Raw genomic sequence first — 14,685 nt, forward strand, 5'->3', positions numbered from 1 at the left:
ACATCACATCATCGTGGTCGCCTGGATGAACGAGGAGGGCTCGCGCTTCGCCCCGGGGATGATGGGCTCGGAGGCCTTTACCGGCGAGCGCGACATGGACGCGATCCGCGCCGCGCGCGATGCCGACGGCGTCAGCGTCGGCGAGGCGCTCGATCGCTTCCACCAGGCTTTTCCTGTTATGCCGCACAGGCCGCTCGGTTTCGCCGCCAGTGCCTATCTCGAATTGCACATCGAGCAGGGACCGCTGCTGGAGGCGGCCGGCTGCACGATTGGGGTCGTCACCGGCATCCAGGGCAAGAAGACCTTTCAGGTGGTGGTCGAGGGTGCCGAGGGACACGCTGGCACACTGGCGCAGCGGGAGAGGCGAGATGCGCTCGCGGCCTTTGCGCGGATGGCGTCGGCGCTCCATGCGGAGATCGGCACAATCGATGCCGAGATCAAGTTCACCATCGGCCGCGTTGTCGTGGTTCCGAATGCGCCGTCGGTGGTGCCGTCACGCGTCAGCTTCAGCATCGATCTGCGTCACCCTGACAATGCGGTGCTCGATGCCGCGGGTGTGCGTATCGCGATTCTTTGCCAGGAGAACGCTGCACCTTGCATGGTCACGGTGACGCCGCTCGTCAATGCACCGTCAAACGCTTTCGATCCGCGCCTGCGGGCAAGCATCGCAGAGGCCGCGCGAGAGCAGGGGCATTCCGCCATGGAAATCCTCTCCGCCGCCGGTCACGACGCCCGTCATCTCGCCAAAATCTGCCCGGCTGCGATGATCTTCATTCCCTGCCGGGACGGTGCGAGCCATGTGGAGCACGAATGGGCCGAGCCGGCTGATGTCGCCGCCGGCGCGTCAGTCCTGGCGCAGGTGCTGCGAGAGATTGCGTTCACCGCACAGTCCTTCGCCGCGGGATATGCGGAGAGGGGATGACGGAGATTGTCCGGGAGCACTATCGCGAAGCGATGGCACGTCTCGGCGCCGCGGTCAGCATCGTCACGACCGATGGTCCCGCAGGTCGCGCGGGCTTCACTGCGTCCGCGGTCTGCAGTGTCACCGACGATCCGCCGACACTTCTGGTGTGCATGAACCGCTCATCTTCGGCGTACGTCAGCGTGACCGGCAACAACGTGGTGTGTGTCAACGTGCTATCGGCTCAGCAGGAGCCACTGTCGCGGTTATTTGGCGGCAAGGTGTCCGTCACGGAACGGTTCGCGTCGGCGATGTGGTCGACGCTCGAAACCGGAGCACCCGTTCTCCCCGACTGCGCGGTTGCCTTCGACTGCCAGATCGCCAGTGTCACCACGGTCGGCACGCACGATGTCTTGTTCTGCCGCGTCGTGGCGCTGCGGAGATATGGTCTGACGGAGAACTTGATCTATCTTGGCCGCGCCTACCACTCTGTACGGACGTGCTCCAACTGAGGTTGCCCACGGGGCGTGCAGTTCTAGGCGCCGTCCCTCAGAAGCGTCTCAATGTGCCGCGCTGCCCTGAGCAGCGTGCGGTCGCGGCCGCGCCCGACGATCATTTGCAGGCCGAACGGAAGTCCGGCCGCGTCGGTGCCGCACGGAATCGAGATCGCCGGCAGCCGGGCGTGATTGACGAAGGGCGTGAACACGGCATGCCCGCGCGGGCTGGCGGGGTGGCCGCCGATCATGTCGGGCCCAAGCTGGGTGAACGGCCAGGCGACGCAGGGGACCGTTGGCGTGAGCAGCAGGTCGGCCTCGGTGAAGAAGGCTGCGAACGCATTGGCGATCGCGGTGCTTGCGACCAGCGCGCCAGCGACGTCGGTGCCAGACCAGGACAGCCCCCGCTCGATCTGTTTGGCGATATCAGGATCGAAGACGGTCGGATCCTTGCGAAACGCATCGCCATACAGCGCGGCGAGCCCCGCATGCTGAAGCGGCATGATGGCCTCTTCCGTCGCGCCGGCTGGCCAAACGGGATCGCGATGGATGATACGCAAACCTGTAGAGGAGAGGCGGGCGATAGCGGAAGCCAGCCCGTTAGCGACGACATCATCGACGGCGACGTCAAGTCCGAGACGCGGTGAGAAGGCGATGCGCAGGCCGGCGATGTCTTTGGCTTCTTGAGCGATGTCGGCTGAATCCGGGTCTCGCGGATCGGCCCCCGCCATGGCTTCGAATGCCAGCATGATATCGCTGACATCAGCAGCGATAGGTGCGATGACGGAGAGGCCGAAGAATGGTTCGGCGAATCCGGGCCCATAGGGGATCGCGCCATAGGACGGCTTGAAACCGACGACGCCGACATGGGCCGGAGGCCTGCGGCTGGAGCCGCCGGCATCGGTGCCGATCGCGAGCGGCACGAGGCCGGCCGCAACAGCAGCGGCGGGTCCGCCGGACGAGCCGCCTGGGGTCAACGCGTGACCGAGCGGATGGCGCGTGGGCCCGTACAGCTGTGAGACGGTGACACCCTTGCTGGCGAATTCGGACGTCGCGCCGATGCCGACGACGACCGCGCCGGCATTGCGTAACCGTTCGATCGCGATCGCATCGCGCTGTGCGACGAAATCGGCAAACAGGCGCGAGCCTTGCGTGATGCGCCAGTCGCCGACCCAGATGTTGTCCTTGACGATGATGGGAACACCAGCCAGTGGCATTGTCTCACTGGCGCGCACGCGCTCTTCGACCGCAGCGGCATCGGCAAGCGTGCGCGCGGAATCAATCGTCACCACCGCGTTCAACGCCTTGCCGGCCTCGATCCGCGCGAGCGCGGCCTTTGAGGTCTCGATGGCGCTCGTCCGTCCGGACGTTACTTCTGCCGCAATCTCGCGTGCGCTATTTGCCGGCATTGTCATGGCCTCCCCAGATCAGTGCCAATGTGCCGCAGAGGGCAATGCAGGCCAAGGCGAAGAACGCCGCGCCAAGGCTGGCCGCGCCATCCAGGATCGACACCAGCGCCGGCGCGGCCAGCAGGCCCGCGTAGGATGCCGTCAGCACCGCGCCGGTGGTCTCGCCAATCCGGTCCTGAGGGGCGAGGCGGGCGATCTCGGCGATGAAGACGCCGTTCCAGCCTGACGCTGTGAGGCCGAACACCGCGGCAATGGCGAACTGGCCGGTGCGGCCGAGTGAGGCGCCGTCGAGGCCAAGCAACGCGGCGCAAAAGGCCATGCCGAGGCCAATGACGACGAGAACCCCGCGCGAGGCGTTGAGGCGCATGACGACAAAACCCCAGCCGAGCCGGCCGACGAGGCCGCCGGCTTGCGCGCAGGCGAGCGCCATGCCGGCCTCGATGTGGCTGAGCCCAAGCTCGCGGGTGCCGAGCGTGACGAAGACGGTGTTGAGCGACACCTGCATCGCGCTGAACGGCATCGAGGCCAGCGCCAGCATCGCGATCCGACGATCTGCAGTCACGAGGGCCAGCCGCGCGCGAAGATCAAGTTCCGGAGGAGGTACGGCCTTGTCGGCATAGGCGGGCCGCATCCATTCGAACAGTGCGATCGCGAGCAGAGCACAGACTCCGACCGCCGCATAGCACCAGGCTGGTCCAAGCGCGATCGCGATCGCGGGCAGGACCAGCGAACCGCAGATGGCACCGATCTGATTGCCGGTCTGGCGCACCGAGAAGACGAAGGCGCGCCGCTCGGCGGTCACGAGCCGCGCCAGCAACGCCGCGCTTGCCGGCGTCTCGGGCCCGAAGGCAAGGCCGAGGCAGAGGCCCGCAGCCAATAGGGCCGCGGTCGATCCGAACGACGCCAGCGCCATGCTGACGACGATAGCCGCCGCACACAGGCTCGCGATCCGGAGCGAACCCATCCGCGCAATGAAGCCTCCGCCCCAGAACGAGGCGGGAATGCCGACGGCGAACACCGCACATGAGAACATCGAGAGCTGCCAGACCTCGATATGGGCACGGGGCGCGACCACGCCGGGCGCGAACAGGGCCAGCGCCACCAGGGCCTGAAGCGAGGTCATCGCCGCCAGGGCCGGCAGCAGCGCGGGCGCTGGCCGAATGGCGGTGTTTCCGTCTAACATGGCGGCGCGCTCAAGGGAGGGACAGCAAGGTGGCAGGCGGCATTTCCATTCACGCGGTCGATGTGGCGAGCGGGCGCCCGGCGCAGGGGCTGCGCGTCGAGATCTGGCGGATCGATCCGGACTCCTCGCGCGTCGCCGACGGCCGGCTCGGCGCCAATGGCGTGCTCGATCACCCCGTTGCGCAAGGCGCTGGTGTGACGGCGGGCGAATACGAGGTGCTGTTTCATCTCGGCGAGTTCTTTGGCGACAGCGACGGTTTTCTCACGGTGACGCCGTTCCGCTTCCGCATCAAGAACGTTGACGAGCATTTTCATCTGCCGCTGAAATTCACCCGCTGGGGCTATTCGCTATTCCGGGGCGCCTGATCAGTTCGTCAGCCGCCGCGACAATCCGGTGACGCGCTCCATGACCGCGACCAGCGCGACGGTCGCGATGATCAGCACGCCCGACAGAGCGGCGATAGTGACGTCGAGTTTGCCCTCGAGATCCTGCCACATCCGGATCGGCAGCATATCGGTGGCGGCATCGCGCAGGAACAGCGACACCGGCACGTTGTCGAAGGACGACATGAAGGCGATGAAGGCACCCGCGATGATGCCCGGCCGGATCAGCGGCAAGACGATGCGGCGGAACGTGTAGAGCCGGCTCGCGCCCAATACCGCCGAGCTTTCGAGCAGGGTCGGCTCCAGCTGGGCGAGTGCTGCGACCGTATTGCGTACCACATAGGGAACGCAGACCACGGTGTGGCCGATCACCAGCGTCAGCGGCGAGACCGGCATGCCGACCAGCGAGAACAGCATCAGCGCGGCGAGGCCGAAGGCGAGTGCCGGCAGCACCAGCGGCGACATGAAGAGGGAATCGAGCAGCCGCGCCGATAGCGCCCGCGACCGCGAGATCGCGAGCGCGGCCGCGACGCCGAGCACGACCGACAGGCCCGTTGCCCACAGCGCCACGATCAGGCTGTTCTTGGCCGCGAAATGCAGCTGCCAGGCATTCCACAGCTCGGCGTACCAGCGCAGCGAATAGCCCGGCGGCGGGAATCGCAGCGAGAAGCCGCTGGTGAAGGAGACGATCAGCACCACTAGCGAGGGCGCGATGATGATGATCAGCGCGATGATCGCGATGACCGTCATGACGAATTCGAAGCTGATCGCCTCAAGAGTGCGCCTGCGACCGCTCATCATGCACCCCCATAGCCGCGCGAGAGGCGGCCGAGCGTGGTGAAGACGGAGACGACCGCGAGCACGGCGAGCAGGAAAATGATCGAGATTGCCGACGCAAACGGCCAGTTCTGAAGCGTGGAGGCCTGCTGATAGAGATACATCGGCATGAACAGCATCTGGCCGCCGCCGATCAGCGACTGGGTGATGAAGGCGGTGATCGCGGCCGCATAGGTCAGCGTGCAGCCGGCGATCACGCCCGGCAGCGACAGCGGCAGCACGACCCGGAAGAAGGTTCGCCAGCTTCCGGCGCCGAGCGAGCAGGAGGCGTCGTCGAGATTGGGGTCGATGCGGCCGAGCGCGGTGATCAGCGGCAGCGTCATCAGCGGCATCTGGACCTGCGCCAGCGCGATCACCACGCCGAACTGGGTGTAGAGCAGTTTTAACGGTGTATCGATGATGCCTAGGGATTGCAGCGTCGCGTTGATGATGCCTTGCCGTCCCAGGATCACGATCCAGGCGAAGGTGCGCACCACAACGCTGGTGAGGAGCGGCAGCAGCACGATCAGGATGATGATGGTCTGAAGCCGCGGCCCGACCCGCTGATAGAGCCAGGCAATGGGAAAGCCGAGCACGAGGCAGACGGCCGTCACCTCGGCCCCCAGCAGCAGCGTCGAGCCGAGAACGCTGAGGCTGAAAGGATCGGTGAGGAAGTGCAGATATTGGCCGAGCCCCCAATGGAGCGCGGCCGTGTCGTTGTGCAGAGAGAGCCAGAGCAGTTGCAGCAGCGGTGCGACGAAGAAGACCAGGAAGAACAGCGCCAGCGGCGCTGCCAATCCCATTCCGTAGGACGTCACGTCCTTTGATGCCGGTGCTGCGCCCATGGCCAGATCCTCAAAGCTCCTAGATCTTGATCTCGCGGTTGAAGCGCTCGATCCAGGCCGAGCGCTGCTCGTTGATCTTCTTCCAGTCCTGGAACACGAACTTCTGCTTCAGGTCGGCGGTGTCCTTGGCGAGCACGCGCGCGATCTCGCCACCCATCGTGACCTTGGAATTGGTCGGCACGATCAGATAGGGCGGGTTCATCAGCGTGGTCTGCACCTCCGGCGTCAGCGACGCCTCGATCAGCTTGAAGGCGAGCTCGCGGTTGGACGAGTTCTTGACGATGTGGATCGTGGTCTTGAAGGCGATGGCGCCTTCCTTGGGCGCCACGAACTCGACCGGCACGCCGCGGGCTTTGAGGATCTGGATGGCGTTGAAATTGCCGGGCGAGATGTCGATCTGGCCCTGCTGGAACAGGGTTGCGAGCGCGCCGGGATTGGCGGCCACCGCGGCAAGATTGGGCTTGAGCTCTTCGATCGCCTTGAAGCCGGGATCGACATTGGCCTCCGAGCCGCCGCGCATCTTGGCGATCTCCACCAGCCAGCCGGTGCCGAGCGTCGAGTTGAGGTTGGTGATGCCGACGCGGCCCTTGAACTCCGGCTTCCACAGATCGGCCCACGAGGTCGGCGGCGTCTTGACGGCTTCGGGATTGTAGGTGAGGCCGACCACCTGGAAGAACGGGGCGGGGCCCATCGGCTCCTGCGCCTCGCTGATCAGGTCCTTGTAATAGGCGCTCTTCTCGACCGGATAGGGCTCGACCAGGTCCTGGCCGATCGCGACAAGCGCAGGGCCCGGATCGTGCAGCATAACGTCGATCGGCGGATTGGCCTTGGCGGCATTCACCTTCGCGATCTGGTCGACCGACAGCATCGGGTCGAGCACCATCGCGGCGTCGGCGTTCGCCTTGCGGAAGGCCGGCACCAGCACGGCCTTGTGCGCCTCTTCCCAGCTCCCGGTGAAGGTCGCAAACACCAGCGGGCGGGCCTGGGCGAAGCTCAGCCCGGGCAACGCCTTCATGGCGCCGAGGGTGAGCGCGGTCGTCATCAAGCTTCGGCGGTTGAGGATCATGTCGAACTCCCTATGGACTATATGAATGGATCTAAAGCGTTGCGGGGAAAGCGTTGGYGAGCGACGGAGCGAGTGGGGCAAGGCGCACCGCAGCGCCGTTCTCAAGCGCGCGCGTCTCGCCGATGCGCGCCTGGGAGACTTTGACGCCGGAGCCGTCGGCGGTCTTGATCTCGTGGACGACGGTGGCCCCGAGCGGCAGCGACATGCCGACCACGCCGGCAAAGCCGGCCTCGTCGCCTACGAATTGCAGATGCTCGGGGCGGATGCACACCGTGACGCGGCCGCCCTCGGTGAGGGCGCCGCCCGCGGGCCGCGCGATGATCTCCGCGCCGGCATCGAGCCGCACTTTCGCAGCGGTGCGGTCCGCCGAGACGACTACGCCGGGCATGCGGTTGCTGGAGCCGACAAAAGTGTTCACGAACAAAGTCTGCGGGCGATCGTAAACGTCGGACGGCGATCCGAACTGCTCGAGCTTGCCGTGGCTCAGCACGGCGACGCGGTCGGCCATCGACAGCGCCTCTTCCTGGTCATGCGTCACGATCAGCGTCGTGATGCCGGAGACCCGCTGTAGCCGCTTGACTTCGATCTGCATGTCGAGCCGCAAATTCTTGTCGAGCGCCGCAAAGGGCTCGTCCAGCAGCAGGATCGACGGCTTGATCGCGAGCGCGCGGGCGAGCGCGACGCGCTGCTGCTGGCCGCCGGAAAGCTGCCGCGGCAGCCGCTCGGCCATCGACGGCAGTTGCACCAGTTCCAGCAGGCGCTGCGCCTCGCGCTGACGCGTCGCCTTGTCGATGCCGCGCGCGGCGAGCCCGTAGCCGACGTTCTCGCTGATCGAAAGGTGCGGAAACAGCGCGTAGTTCTGGAACACGATGCCGACGGCGCGACGGTTCGGCGGCAGCGCATCGACGATGTCGTCGCCGATGATGATCCGCCCCTGGCTTTGCACAATGAAGCCGGCGATGATGCGCAGCAGGGTGGTCTTGCCGCAGCCGGACGGGCCGAGCAGGGCGATGATCTCGCCGCCCTTGATGTCGAGATTGATGTTCTCGACCGCGAGCGCGCCGCTCGGATAGCGGTGGGTGACGGCGTCGATCACGAGCGAACGGCCGCCTTGCGTTTCAGCCATGATATTGCCTCCCGTTCTCCCGAGGAAGAAAGCAAGTCTCGTGCCCGCCGCGCTCGCCTTTCGATGGGAGGTTTGGCATTGTGGGGCGATGACGTCTGATCGATCGATTTGCAACCTCACTGCCACAACCCTTGCGCACGCCATTGCGGGTGGCGAGCTGTCCTCGCGTGATGCCGTCGAGGCGCATCTGGCGCGGATCGCGGAACAGGATGGGCAATTGTCGGCGTTCGTGACCGTCGATGCCGAGGGCGCTCGCCGTGCCGCGCAGGTCTGCGACGCTGCGCCCGCGCCGATCGGTCCGCTGCACGGGGTGCCCATAGGGATCAAGGACCTCACCGACACTTCGGGGCTTGCGACCACCTACGGATCTGTTCTGTTTCGCGACCACGTCCCGGCCGAAGACGATCTTGTGGTTGCGCGGCTGCGGAGCGCCGGCGCGATCATTCTGGGAAAGACCAACACGCCGGAATTCGGCTTCGGTGCGGTCTGCACCAATAAATTGTGCGGACCAACGCGCAATCCATTCGATACCGCGCTGACCTCCGGCGGATCGTCCGGCGGCTCCGCCGTCGCAGTCGCGGCCGGCATGGTGCCGCTGGCGCACGGCACCGATTTCGGCGGCTCGGTGCGCACCCCCGCAAGTTTTTGCGATGCCGCCTCGATCCGGCCGACGCCCGGCCGCATTCCGTCGCCGCGTCGGCCGCTCGGCTGGGACATGCTGGCCACCCACGGTTTCCTCGCCCGCAGCGTCGATGATCTCGAACTCGCGCTGTCGGTCTGTGCTGGAGGCGACGCGCAGGACCCGCTCTCGGCTGGCGTTATCAATGACGACCGGCTTGTCGCGGGACGTCGCCGGATCGCAGTGACGCCCGATTTTGGTGTCGCGCCCGTTGCGCGCGAGGTGCGTGCGCGCTTCGCCGCGGCTTGTGAGGCCTTGGCTGGCGTTGCCGATGTCGTACCATCCTCGCCCGATTGCGGCGGCGCGATCGAGACGTTTCGGACGCTGCGCGCCGCGCACATCGCCAACAGCTATGGTGACATGCTGAGGACGCGCCGTGCCGAGCTCACGCCGACAGTGATCTGGAACATCGAGGCCGGCGCAAGGCTCTCCGCGGAAGATTATCTCAACGCCGAGCGCCGCCGTACCGCGATCTACCGCAGCTTTCGCGAGCTGTTCGCGCGCGCCGATTTCCTGGTCGCGCCGGCGGCGTCCGTCTTTCCCTGGTCGAACGAGATCAGCGACGTCACCGCGATCGATGGCACGGCGCTGGAGACGCCGATCGACTATCTCGCCGTCACCTTCATCGTGTCGCTGGTCGGTTTCCCGGTGCTGACCTTGCCGGCGCGGCGAGGGGAGAACGAGCTGCCGTTCGGCATCCAGATCATCGCGCCGCAGGGGTGCGAATCCCGCCTGTTTGCCTTCGGCCGTGCCATCGAAAACGAACTGGGCTTTTCGCATCGCCGGCCAAAGCTCCCCTAGCTGTCGCGATGCTCGAGCCGGGCGGCGAGCACATCGGCAAGGCCAATGGTGGGCTTGGCGGCGGGCCGCCGATACGTCCCCGCGGTTGCCTTGCGCAGGCGCAGGGCATGAAGCGCCTCCGCCTGCTTCACGGCCGCAACGACCTGATCGACGACGGGGACGGGAATCCGGTCGGCGACGCGTTCGGCAAGGCCGGAGAGCGGCGCGCCGGCGAAGATCAGGACATCGGCCTCGTCCTCGACGATGGCGCGCTGCGCGAGCGCGACGAGCAGGTCCTCCTTCTCGGCGCCGACCTCGGAGATCGCCTGGAAAGGTGTATCGAGCATGCGGATGCCGGCGCAGCGCTCCCACAGTCCGTGCGCACGGACGCATTCTTCGTACCAGGGCCCCAGCGCCTGGGCGAAGGTGACGATGGCGAAGCGGCGCCCGGCCATGCAGGCGGTCAGCATCGCGGCTTCCGCAAGGCCAATCACGGGAATGTCGAACGTCTCGCGCGCAGCGAACAGGCCGGGATCGCCGAAGGCGGCGATGATCGCGGCGTCGACCTTCGTGTGTTGTTCGGCCAGCATCTCCAGCGCGATGGCGCCACCGATCTGCGCTTCGGTGCGTGTTGCGATATAGGGCACGCCGCGCGTCGCGGTGCATGGGACAAGCTCGGTGCCGGGCGCGGCCGCGCGCTGCCCGACATCCGTCATCAACTGGGTGACCCCGGTGCTGGTGTTCGGGTTGAGCAGGAGCAGCTTCATGGTCACGCCGCCGTCTGCTTGGGCTGGGAGGGGGCGAGGACTTCCAGCAGGGCGGTGCCGGTGCGCCAGACATGGGCGCTGAGCAGGCGTCCGGCCGTTTCGCCGTCGCGCGCCTCGAGCGCGGCGAGGATACCGGCGTGCTCGTCGACCGAATTGCTCCAGCGACGGTCGGCGCCAAGCGCGAGATAGCGCGCGCGTTCGGCACGGGAAATCAGCGTCTCGTGCGCCTCGCGCAGCGGCGTGTTGCGCGCCATCCGGACGATGGTGTTGTGGATCTCGCCGTTGATCGCGAAGTACTCGTCGAGCTTGCCGTTGCGATGATGACCTTCCATGCGGGTCTGAAGCGTGCGCAAGCGGGCGAGGTCGCGCTCGGTGGCACGCACTGCGGCGAGTTCGGCGGCAAGCCGCTCGATGCCGGCCAGCGCCTCGAACAATTCCGAGATGCCGTCGACCGCGATGTCGGCGATGCGCGGGCTGCGGTTGGGTCGCAGTTCGATCAAACCCTCGGCCGCGAGCACCTTCATCGCCTCGCGCAAGGGCGTGCGCGATACGCCGAGCTCCTTCGACAGTCTGGTCTCCTGGGTCTGCGATCCCGGCGGCAGCTCGCCGCGGATGATCATCGTCCGCATCCGCGCGGCAGCGCGCTCATGCAGGCCCATCCTCTTGAGTTTGGGCGACTTTCGTCCCTTCGGGGTGTCCGACTTCTGCTGCACGCGCGCCTCGTTTCTTCAGTTCATCCTAGCCGTTTCCGGCCCCTTGGCTTGCCCAAAATACCGACGCATGTAGCTGAAAACAATGGCATAGCGCGCAAATTGTATGCAGCATGCAAAAACCGGATTGCGCTGCCGCGAAGGCCGACGGATGATCGCCGCATAACGCGCGAGATCGCGCGCCTTCGAAACGGAGTAAGCGATGCGGACGGGTTTGCGACTGGGCCTCGTGGTGATGGCGGCGATGTTCGGCGGAGGCGACTTGGCCATCGCGCAGACCGCGAAGATCAAGCTGGGTTACGCCAAATGCGCGCACTGCCTGCCGATGTCGCTGATTTCGGGCATGGCGAAGGGCGTCGAGGTCGAGGCCACCGGCTTCAACTCGGGCAACGACGTTCTCACCGCGCTGGTGTCGAAGAGCATCGACGTCGCGCAGGTCACGTACCTCCACTACATCACCGCGCTCGACAAGGGCTTTGACGTCGTCGCGGTGTCCGGCCAGATCAACGGCGGATCGGAATGCCTCTCATCGGCGAAGCTGAACCTTCCGCCTGAGGACTGGGCCACGTTCAAGGCGACCGTTGCGAAGGCGAAGAGCGACGGTCAGCCGCTGAAGGTCGCGGCCTCCCGCGGCAACGCGCAGGACATTCACATGCGCGGCGCGTTCCTGAAGCAGGGCGTCGATCCCAACAAGGACATCCAGTTCATCAACATTCCGAACCCGTCCGACCATCTCGCGGCCCTTCAGCGCGGCGAGGTCGACATGATCTGCTCGGTCGAGCCGTTCGCCTCGCAGATCCGGCTTGCGGGTGCCGGCAAGCACTTCGTGCTTCCTTACGACCAGGCGGCCGGTAATCTGACCAACCTGATTGTGACCCGCTCGGATGTCATCGCAAGCCAGCGCGCCGGCGTGCAGGGCGTCGTCACTGCGGTCGTCGAACTCGACAACAAGCTGATCGCCGACAAGTCCCTGTGGATCGACGTCATCAACAAGCTGACCGGCCTCGACAAGACGGTGGCGACCGAGGCGCTGAAAAATGCCTCGCCGGACCCTGCGATCCATCGTTCGCAGACGCTCGCGATCGCCGCGATGATGCGCGACCTCAAATACATTTCGAAGGACGTGTCCGCGGAAGCGGAGAAGAACRTGGACTATTCGTTCCTGGAGCAGGTCACGGGAAAGGCCAAGAATGACCTCGGTTACTGACACGGCTCCAGCCAGGCCGGCGTTCCGGCTGACGCGGGCGTTCCAGGGGCTCGAGCGCGTCGTGGTGCCGGCGCTGCTGATCGCAGGCTGGGAAGCGTTTGCCCGCAGTGGCGTGCTTCCGCCTGCGCTGCTGCCGGCGCCGAGCGCGGTGCTGCATGCGCTCGGCGACTGGGTGTTCGGCTTCGACGAGACCACGCAGACCTATTCCGGGCACTGGCTGCGAGATGCGCTCGCCAGCGCCTTGCGTGTGTCCGGCGGCTTCGCACTGGCAAGCCTGCTCGGCATCCTCGCCGGCGTCGCCATCGGCTGGTCCCGGCTGTTCGAGAAGACGCTGGAGCCGACGCTGCAGATGCTGCGGCCGATCCCGCCGGTGTCCTGGATCCCGCTCGCCATCATCTGGTTCGGCATCGCCGACAAGCCGGCGATCTTTCTTGTCTTCTTGGGCGCGTTCTTTCCCGTGCTGATGAACAGCATCCACGGCGTGAAGACTGTGGACCACAATCTCGTGCGTGCCGGTGCGATGATGGGGGCGAGCCAGCGGCAGATGCTGACCGACATCGTGCTGCCCGCGGCGCTGCCCTCGATCTTCGCAGGCCTGCGCATCGCGGTCGGATCGGCCTGGATGCTGACGGTCACGGCCGAGATGGTCGCGGTCAAGAGCGGCCTCGGCTATGTGCTGTGGGATTCTTACTACTTCCTGCGCTACGACATCGTGCTCGCGGCGATGATCTCGATCGGGCTGCTCGGCTATCTCTCCGACCTCGGCCTCAAGGCGATCATGGCGCGTACGCTGCGCTGGCAGCAGACAACCACCGTGCAGGGCAGGGCGGGCTGATGGCGGCAATCGAGCTTCGCAACATCGTAAAAGTGTTTTCCGACAAGCGGCGCGGCCGTGACCTGCTGACGCTGGACAACATCGATCTCGACATTGAGGCCAATGATTTCGTTTGCCTGCTCGGCCCGTCCGGCTGCGGCAAGTCGACCTTGCTCAACATCATCGCCGGATTCGAGCAGGCGACCTCCGGGCGGACGCTGGTCGACGGCAAGCAGGTCGAGCGGCCCGGCCCCGACCGCGGCGTGGTGTTCCAGCAGCCGACCCTGATGCCGTGGCTGACGGCGATCGACAACATCGCCTTCCACCTCAAGCTCAAGGGCGTCAGCAAGGCCGAGCGGCACCATCGCGCCATGGAGTTCATCGATCTCGTGGGTTTGCGCGGTTTCGAGCACCATCATCCCYCCGAGATGTCCGGCGGCATGAACCAGCGCGTCGGCATCGCCCGCGCGCTGCTGATGAACCCGAGCGTCATCCTGATGGACGAGCCGTTCGCGGCGCTGGACGCCCAGACCAAGCTCGAAATGCAGGAAGAGCTGGTTGCGATCTGGCAGAAGCGGCGCTGCACCATCGTGTTCGTCACCCACAGCGTCGACGAGGCGCTGGTGCTCGGCAACAAGATCGTGGTGATGACCAAGCGGCCCGGCCGGATCCGCGAAGCCGTCAATTTCGACATGCCGCGTCCGCGCGACATCACCAGCCCCGAATTCAATGATGCAAAGCGCCACATCCTGTCCCTGATCCGGGAGGAGTCGACGCGCCTTGCGCAGGCGTCGTAGAGTAGAGCCATGCGCAAACGTCTCGGCATGATCACGCCGTCCTCCAATTCGGTGCTCGAGCCCGTCACCGCCGCGATGCTGCATGGCGTCGCTGATGTCACCGCGCATTTCTCGCGCTTCCGCGTCACCGAGATCGCGTTGGACGCCGCGGCGCTGAACCAGTTCGACGCATCGGTGATGCTGCCGGCGGCAGATCTGCTGGCGGATGCCAAGGTCGACGCCATCGCCTGGAACGGCACGTCGGCAAGCTGGCTCGGCATCGGCTGCGACAGGAGTCTCTGCGAAGCGATCACAGCGCGCACAGGCGTGCCTGCGACGACGTCGACGCTCGCCTGCATCGATGCTATCAGCGCGCTCGGCGCCAAACGGGTCGGTCTGGTCTCGCCTTATACGGATGACGTGCAGCGGCGGATCGGCGATGTCTGGGCCGCGGAGGGGATCGCCCCACATGCGGAGCGGCATCTCGGCCTGCGCGATAATTTCTCCTTCGGCGAGGTTGAGCCAGCGACAATCGCCGGCATGATCCGTGACGTAGCGTCTGATGGCGCCGACGCCGTGGTCATCCTCTGCACCAATCTCGACGGCGCCGCGCTGGCTGCAGCACTCGAACGGGAGTTGGGCATCGCCGTGCTGGACTCGGTCGCGGTCACGCTGTGGCGGACGCTCGAACTCGCCGGTGGCGACATCGCGGCCCTTACGGCGTGGGGC

Annotated in this window: 16 protein-coding genes; 8 read left to right on the forward strand and 8 right to left on the reverse strand. The window is 66.0% G+C overall.

Features of this window, described 5'->3' with window-relative positions; all coding sequences use genetic code 11:
* A partial coding sequence (locus AB4Z51_RS41075; RefSeq protein WP_441499422.1) for a hydantoinase/carbamoylase family amidase occupies window positions 1-922 on the forward strand: 922 nt, incomplete at its 5' end.
* On the forward strand, window positions 919-1,413 hold the full coding sequence (locus AB4Z51_RS41080) for a flavin reductase (protein WP_441499423.1): 495 nt from the start codon (window positions 919-921) through the stop codon (window positions 1,411-1,413). The genes AB4Z51_RS41075 and AB4Z51_RS41080, both read left to right, overlap by 4 nt.
* A 23-nt stretch (window positions 1,414-1,436) precedes the next feature.
* On the opposite strand, the gene AB4Z51_RS41085 is transcribed toward AB4Z51_RS41080, so the two are convergent.
* Both AB4Z51_RS41085 and AB4Z51_RS41090 read right to left on the reverse strand, forming a co-directional pair.
* On the reverse strand, window positions 1,437-2,810 hold the full coding sequence (locus tag AB4Z51_RS41085; RefSeq protein ID WP_283018622.1) for an amidase: 1,374 nt from the start codon (window positions 2,808-2,810) through the stop codon (window positions 1,437-1,439).
* A complete protein-coding gene (locus AB4Z51_RS41090; RefSeq protein ID WP_441499424.1) occupies window positions 2,791-3,987 on the reverse strand; it encodes an MFS transporter in 1,197 nt (398 codons plus the stop codon). The genes AB4Z51_RS41085 and AB4Z51_RS41090 overlap by 20 nt, the downstream gene beginning before the upstream one ends.
* 29 nt (window positions 3,988-4,016) lie before the next feature.
* Between AB4Z51_RS41090 and AB4Z51_RS41095 the strand changes: the two genes are divergently transcribed.
* The gene (locus AB4Z51_RS41095; protein ID WP_283018624.1) at window positions 4,017-4,352 is read left to right on the forward strand and encodes a hydroxyisourate hydrolase; all 336 of its coding nucleotides are present in this window, start codon (window positions 4,017-4,019) and stop codon (window positions 4,350-4,352) included.
* Here the strand turns inward: AB4Z51_RS41095 and AB4Z51_RS41100 are convergent, their stop codons facing one another.
* From AB4Z51_RS41100 to AB4Z51_RS41115, 4 genes are read right to left on the reverse strand one after another with little or no spacing between them, the layout of a single operon-like run.
* Window positions 4,353-5,168 (reverse strand): ABC transporter permease, encoded by an 816-nt coding sequence (locus AB4Z51_RS41100; RefSeq protein ID WP_283018625.1) that lies wholly within the window; start codon window positions 5,166-5,168, stop codon window positions 4,353-4,355. It lies immediately after the preceding gene.
* A complete protein-coding gene (locus tag AB4Z51_RS41105) occupies window positions 5,168-6,031 on the reverse strand; it encodes an ABC transporter permease (RefSeq protein ID WP_283018626.1) in 864 nt (287 codons plus the stop codon). Before AB4Z51_RS41105 ends, AB4Z51_RS41100 begins: the two co-directional genes overlap by 1 nt.
* Window positions 6,032-6,050: 19 nt before the next feature.
* The gene (locus tag AB4Z51_RS41110; RefSeq protein ID WP_441499425.1) at window positions 6,051-7,097 is read right to left on the reverse strand and encodes an ABC transporter substrate-binding protein; all 1,047 of its coding nucleotides are present in this window, start codon (window positions 7,095-7,097) and stop codon (window positions 6,051-6,053) included.
* A 31-nt stretch (window positions 7,098-7,128) separates the two neighbouring features.
* Window positions 7,129-8,223 (reverse strand): ABC transporter ATP-binding protein, encoded by a 1,095-nt coding sequence (locus AB4Z51_RS41115; protein WP_441499426.1) that lies wholly within the window; start codon window positions 8,221-8,223, stop codon window positions 7,129-7,131.
* Between the two features lie 88 nt (window positions 8,224-8,311).
* Here AB4Z51_RS41115 and AB4Z51_RS41120 point away from each other — a divergent pair, with 88 nt between their 5' ends.
* On the forward strand, window positions 8,312-9,703 hold the full coding sequence (locus tag AB4Z51_RS41120; RefSeq protein ID WP_441499427.1) for an amidase: 1,392 nt from the start codon (window positions 8,312-8,314) through the stop codon (window positions 9,701-9,703).
* Here AB4Z51_RS41120 and AB4Z51_RS41125 read toward each other — a convergent pair.
* Together AB4Z51_RS41125 and AB4Z51_RS41130 are read right to left on the reverse strand one after the other, a co-directional pair.
* Window positions 9,700-10,449: an aspartate/glutamate racemase family protein gene (locus tag AB4Z51_RS41125; RefSeq protein WP_441499432.1), complete on the reverse strand. Its 750-nt coding sequence runs from the start codon at window positions 10,447-10,449 to the stop codon at window positions 9,700-9,702. The two genes, AB4Z51_RS41120 and AB4Z51_RS41125, sit on opposite strands and share 4 nt — an antisense overlap.
* 2 nt (window positions 10,450-10,451) lie before the next feature.
* Window positions 10,452-11,162, reverse strand: a complete 711-nt coding sequence (locus tag AB4Z51_RS41130; protein WP_283018630.1) for a GntR family transcriptional regulator — start codon at window positions 11,160-11,162, stop codon at window positions 10,452-10,454.
* A 199-nt stretch (window positions 11,163-11,361) separates the two neighbouring features.
* Between AB4Z51_RS41130 and AB4Z51_RS41135 the strand changes: the two genes are divergently transcribed.
* From AB4Z51_RS41135 to AB4Z51_RS41150, 4 genes are all read left to right on the forward strand, one after another.
* Window positions 11,362-12,366, forward strand: coding sequence for an ABC transporter substrate-binding protein (locus AB4Z51_RS41135; RefSeq protein ID WP_441499428.1), 1,005 nt, complete (start codon window positions 11,362-11,364; stop codon window positions 12,364-12,366).
* On the forward strand, window positions 12,350-13,201 hold the full coding sequence (locus AB4Z51_RS41140) for an ABC transporter permease (RefSeq protein WP_441499429.1): 852 nt from the start codon (window positions 12,350-12,352) through the stop codon (window positions 13,199-13,201). Before AB4Z51_RS41135 ends, AB4Z51_RS41140 begins: the two co-directional genes overlap by 17 nt.
* Window positions 13,201-13,977: an ABC transporter ATP-binding protein gene (locus AB4Z51_RS41145; RefSeq protein WP_441499430.1), complete on the forward strand. Its 777-nt coding sequence runs from the start codon at window positions 13,201-13,203 to the stop codon at window positions 13,975-13,977. Before AB4Z51_RS41140 ends, AB4Z51_RS41145 begins: the two co-directional genes overlap by 1 nt.
* Before the next feature lie 9 nt (window positions 13,978-13,986).
* On the forward strand, window positions 13,987-14,685 hold a 699-nt coding region (locus AB4Z51_RS41150), incomplete at its 3' end, for a maleate cis-trans isomerase family protein (protein ID WP_441499431.1).

It is taken from the genome of Bradyrhizobium sp. 2TAF36, from assembly GCF_052114925.1.
Lineage (GTDB): Bacteria > Pseudomonadota > Alphaproteobacteria > Rhizobiales > Xanthobacteraceae > Bradyrhizobium > Bradyrhizobium barranii.

What these genes read in the sequence shown, in the direction of transcription:
- AB4Z51_RS41080 (WP_441499423.1), top strand. Translation starts at nt 919, where the DNA reads ATGACGGAGATTGTCCGGGAGCACTATCGCGAAGCGATGGCACGTCTC.
- AB4Z51_RS41085 (WP_283018622.1), bottom strand. Translation starts at nt 2,810, where the DNA reads ATGACAATGCCGGCAAATAGCGCACGCGAGATTGCGGCAGAAGTAACG.
- AB4Z51_RS41090 (WP_441499424.1), bottom strand. Translation starts at nt 3,987, where the DNA reads ATGTTAGACGGAAACACCGCCATTCGGCCAGCGCCCGCGCTGCTGCCG.
- AB4Z51_RS41100 (WP_283018625.1), bottom strand. Translation starts at nt 5,168, where the DNA reads ATGAGCGGTCGCAGGCGCACTCTTGAGGCGATCAGCTTCGAATTCGTC.
- AB4Z51_RS41105 (WP_283018626.1), bottom strand. Translation starts at nt 6,031, where the DNA reads ATGGGCGCAGCACCGGCATCAAAGGACGTGACGTCCTACGGAATGGGA.
- AB4Z51_RS41110 (WP_441499425.1), bottom strand. Translation starts at nt 7,097, where the DNA reads ATGATCCTCAACCGCCGAAGCTTGATGACGACCGCGCTCACCCTCGGC.
- AB4Z51_RS41120 (WP_441499427.1), top strand. Translation starts at nt 8,312, where the DNA reads ATGACGTCTGATCGATCGATTTGCAACCTCACTGCCACAACCCTTGCG.
- AB4Z51_RS41125 (WP_441499432.1), bottom strand. Translation starts at nt 10,449, where the DNA reads ATGAAGCTGCTCCTGCTCAACCCGAACACCAGCACCGGGGTCACCCAG.
- AB4Z51_RS41140 (WP_441499429.1), top strand. Translation starts at nt 12,350, where the DNA reads ATGACCTCGGTTACTGACACGGCTCCAGCCAGGCCGGCGTTCCGGCTG.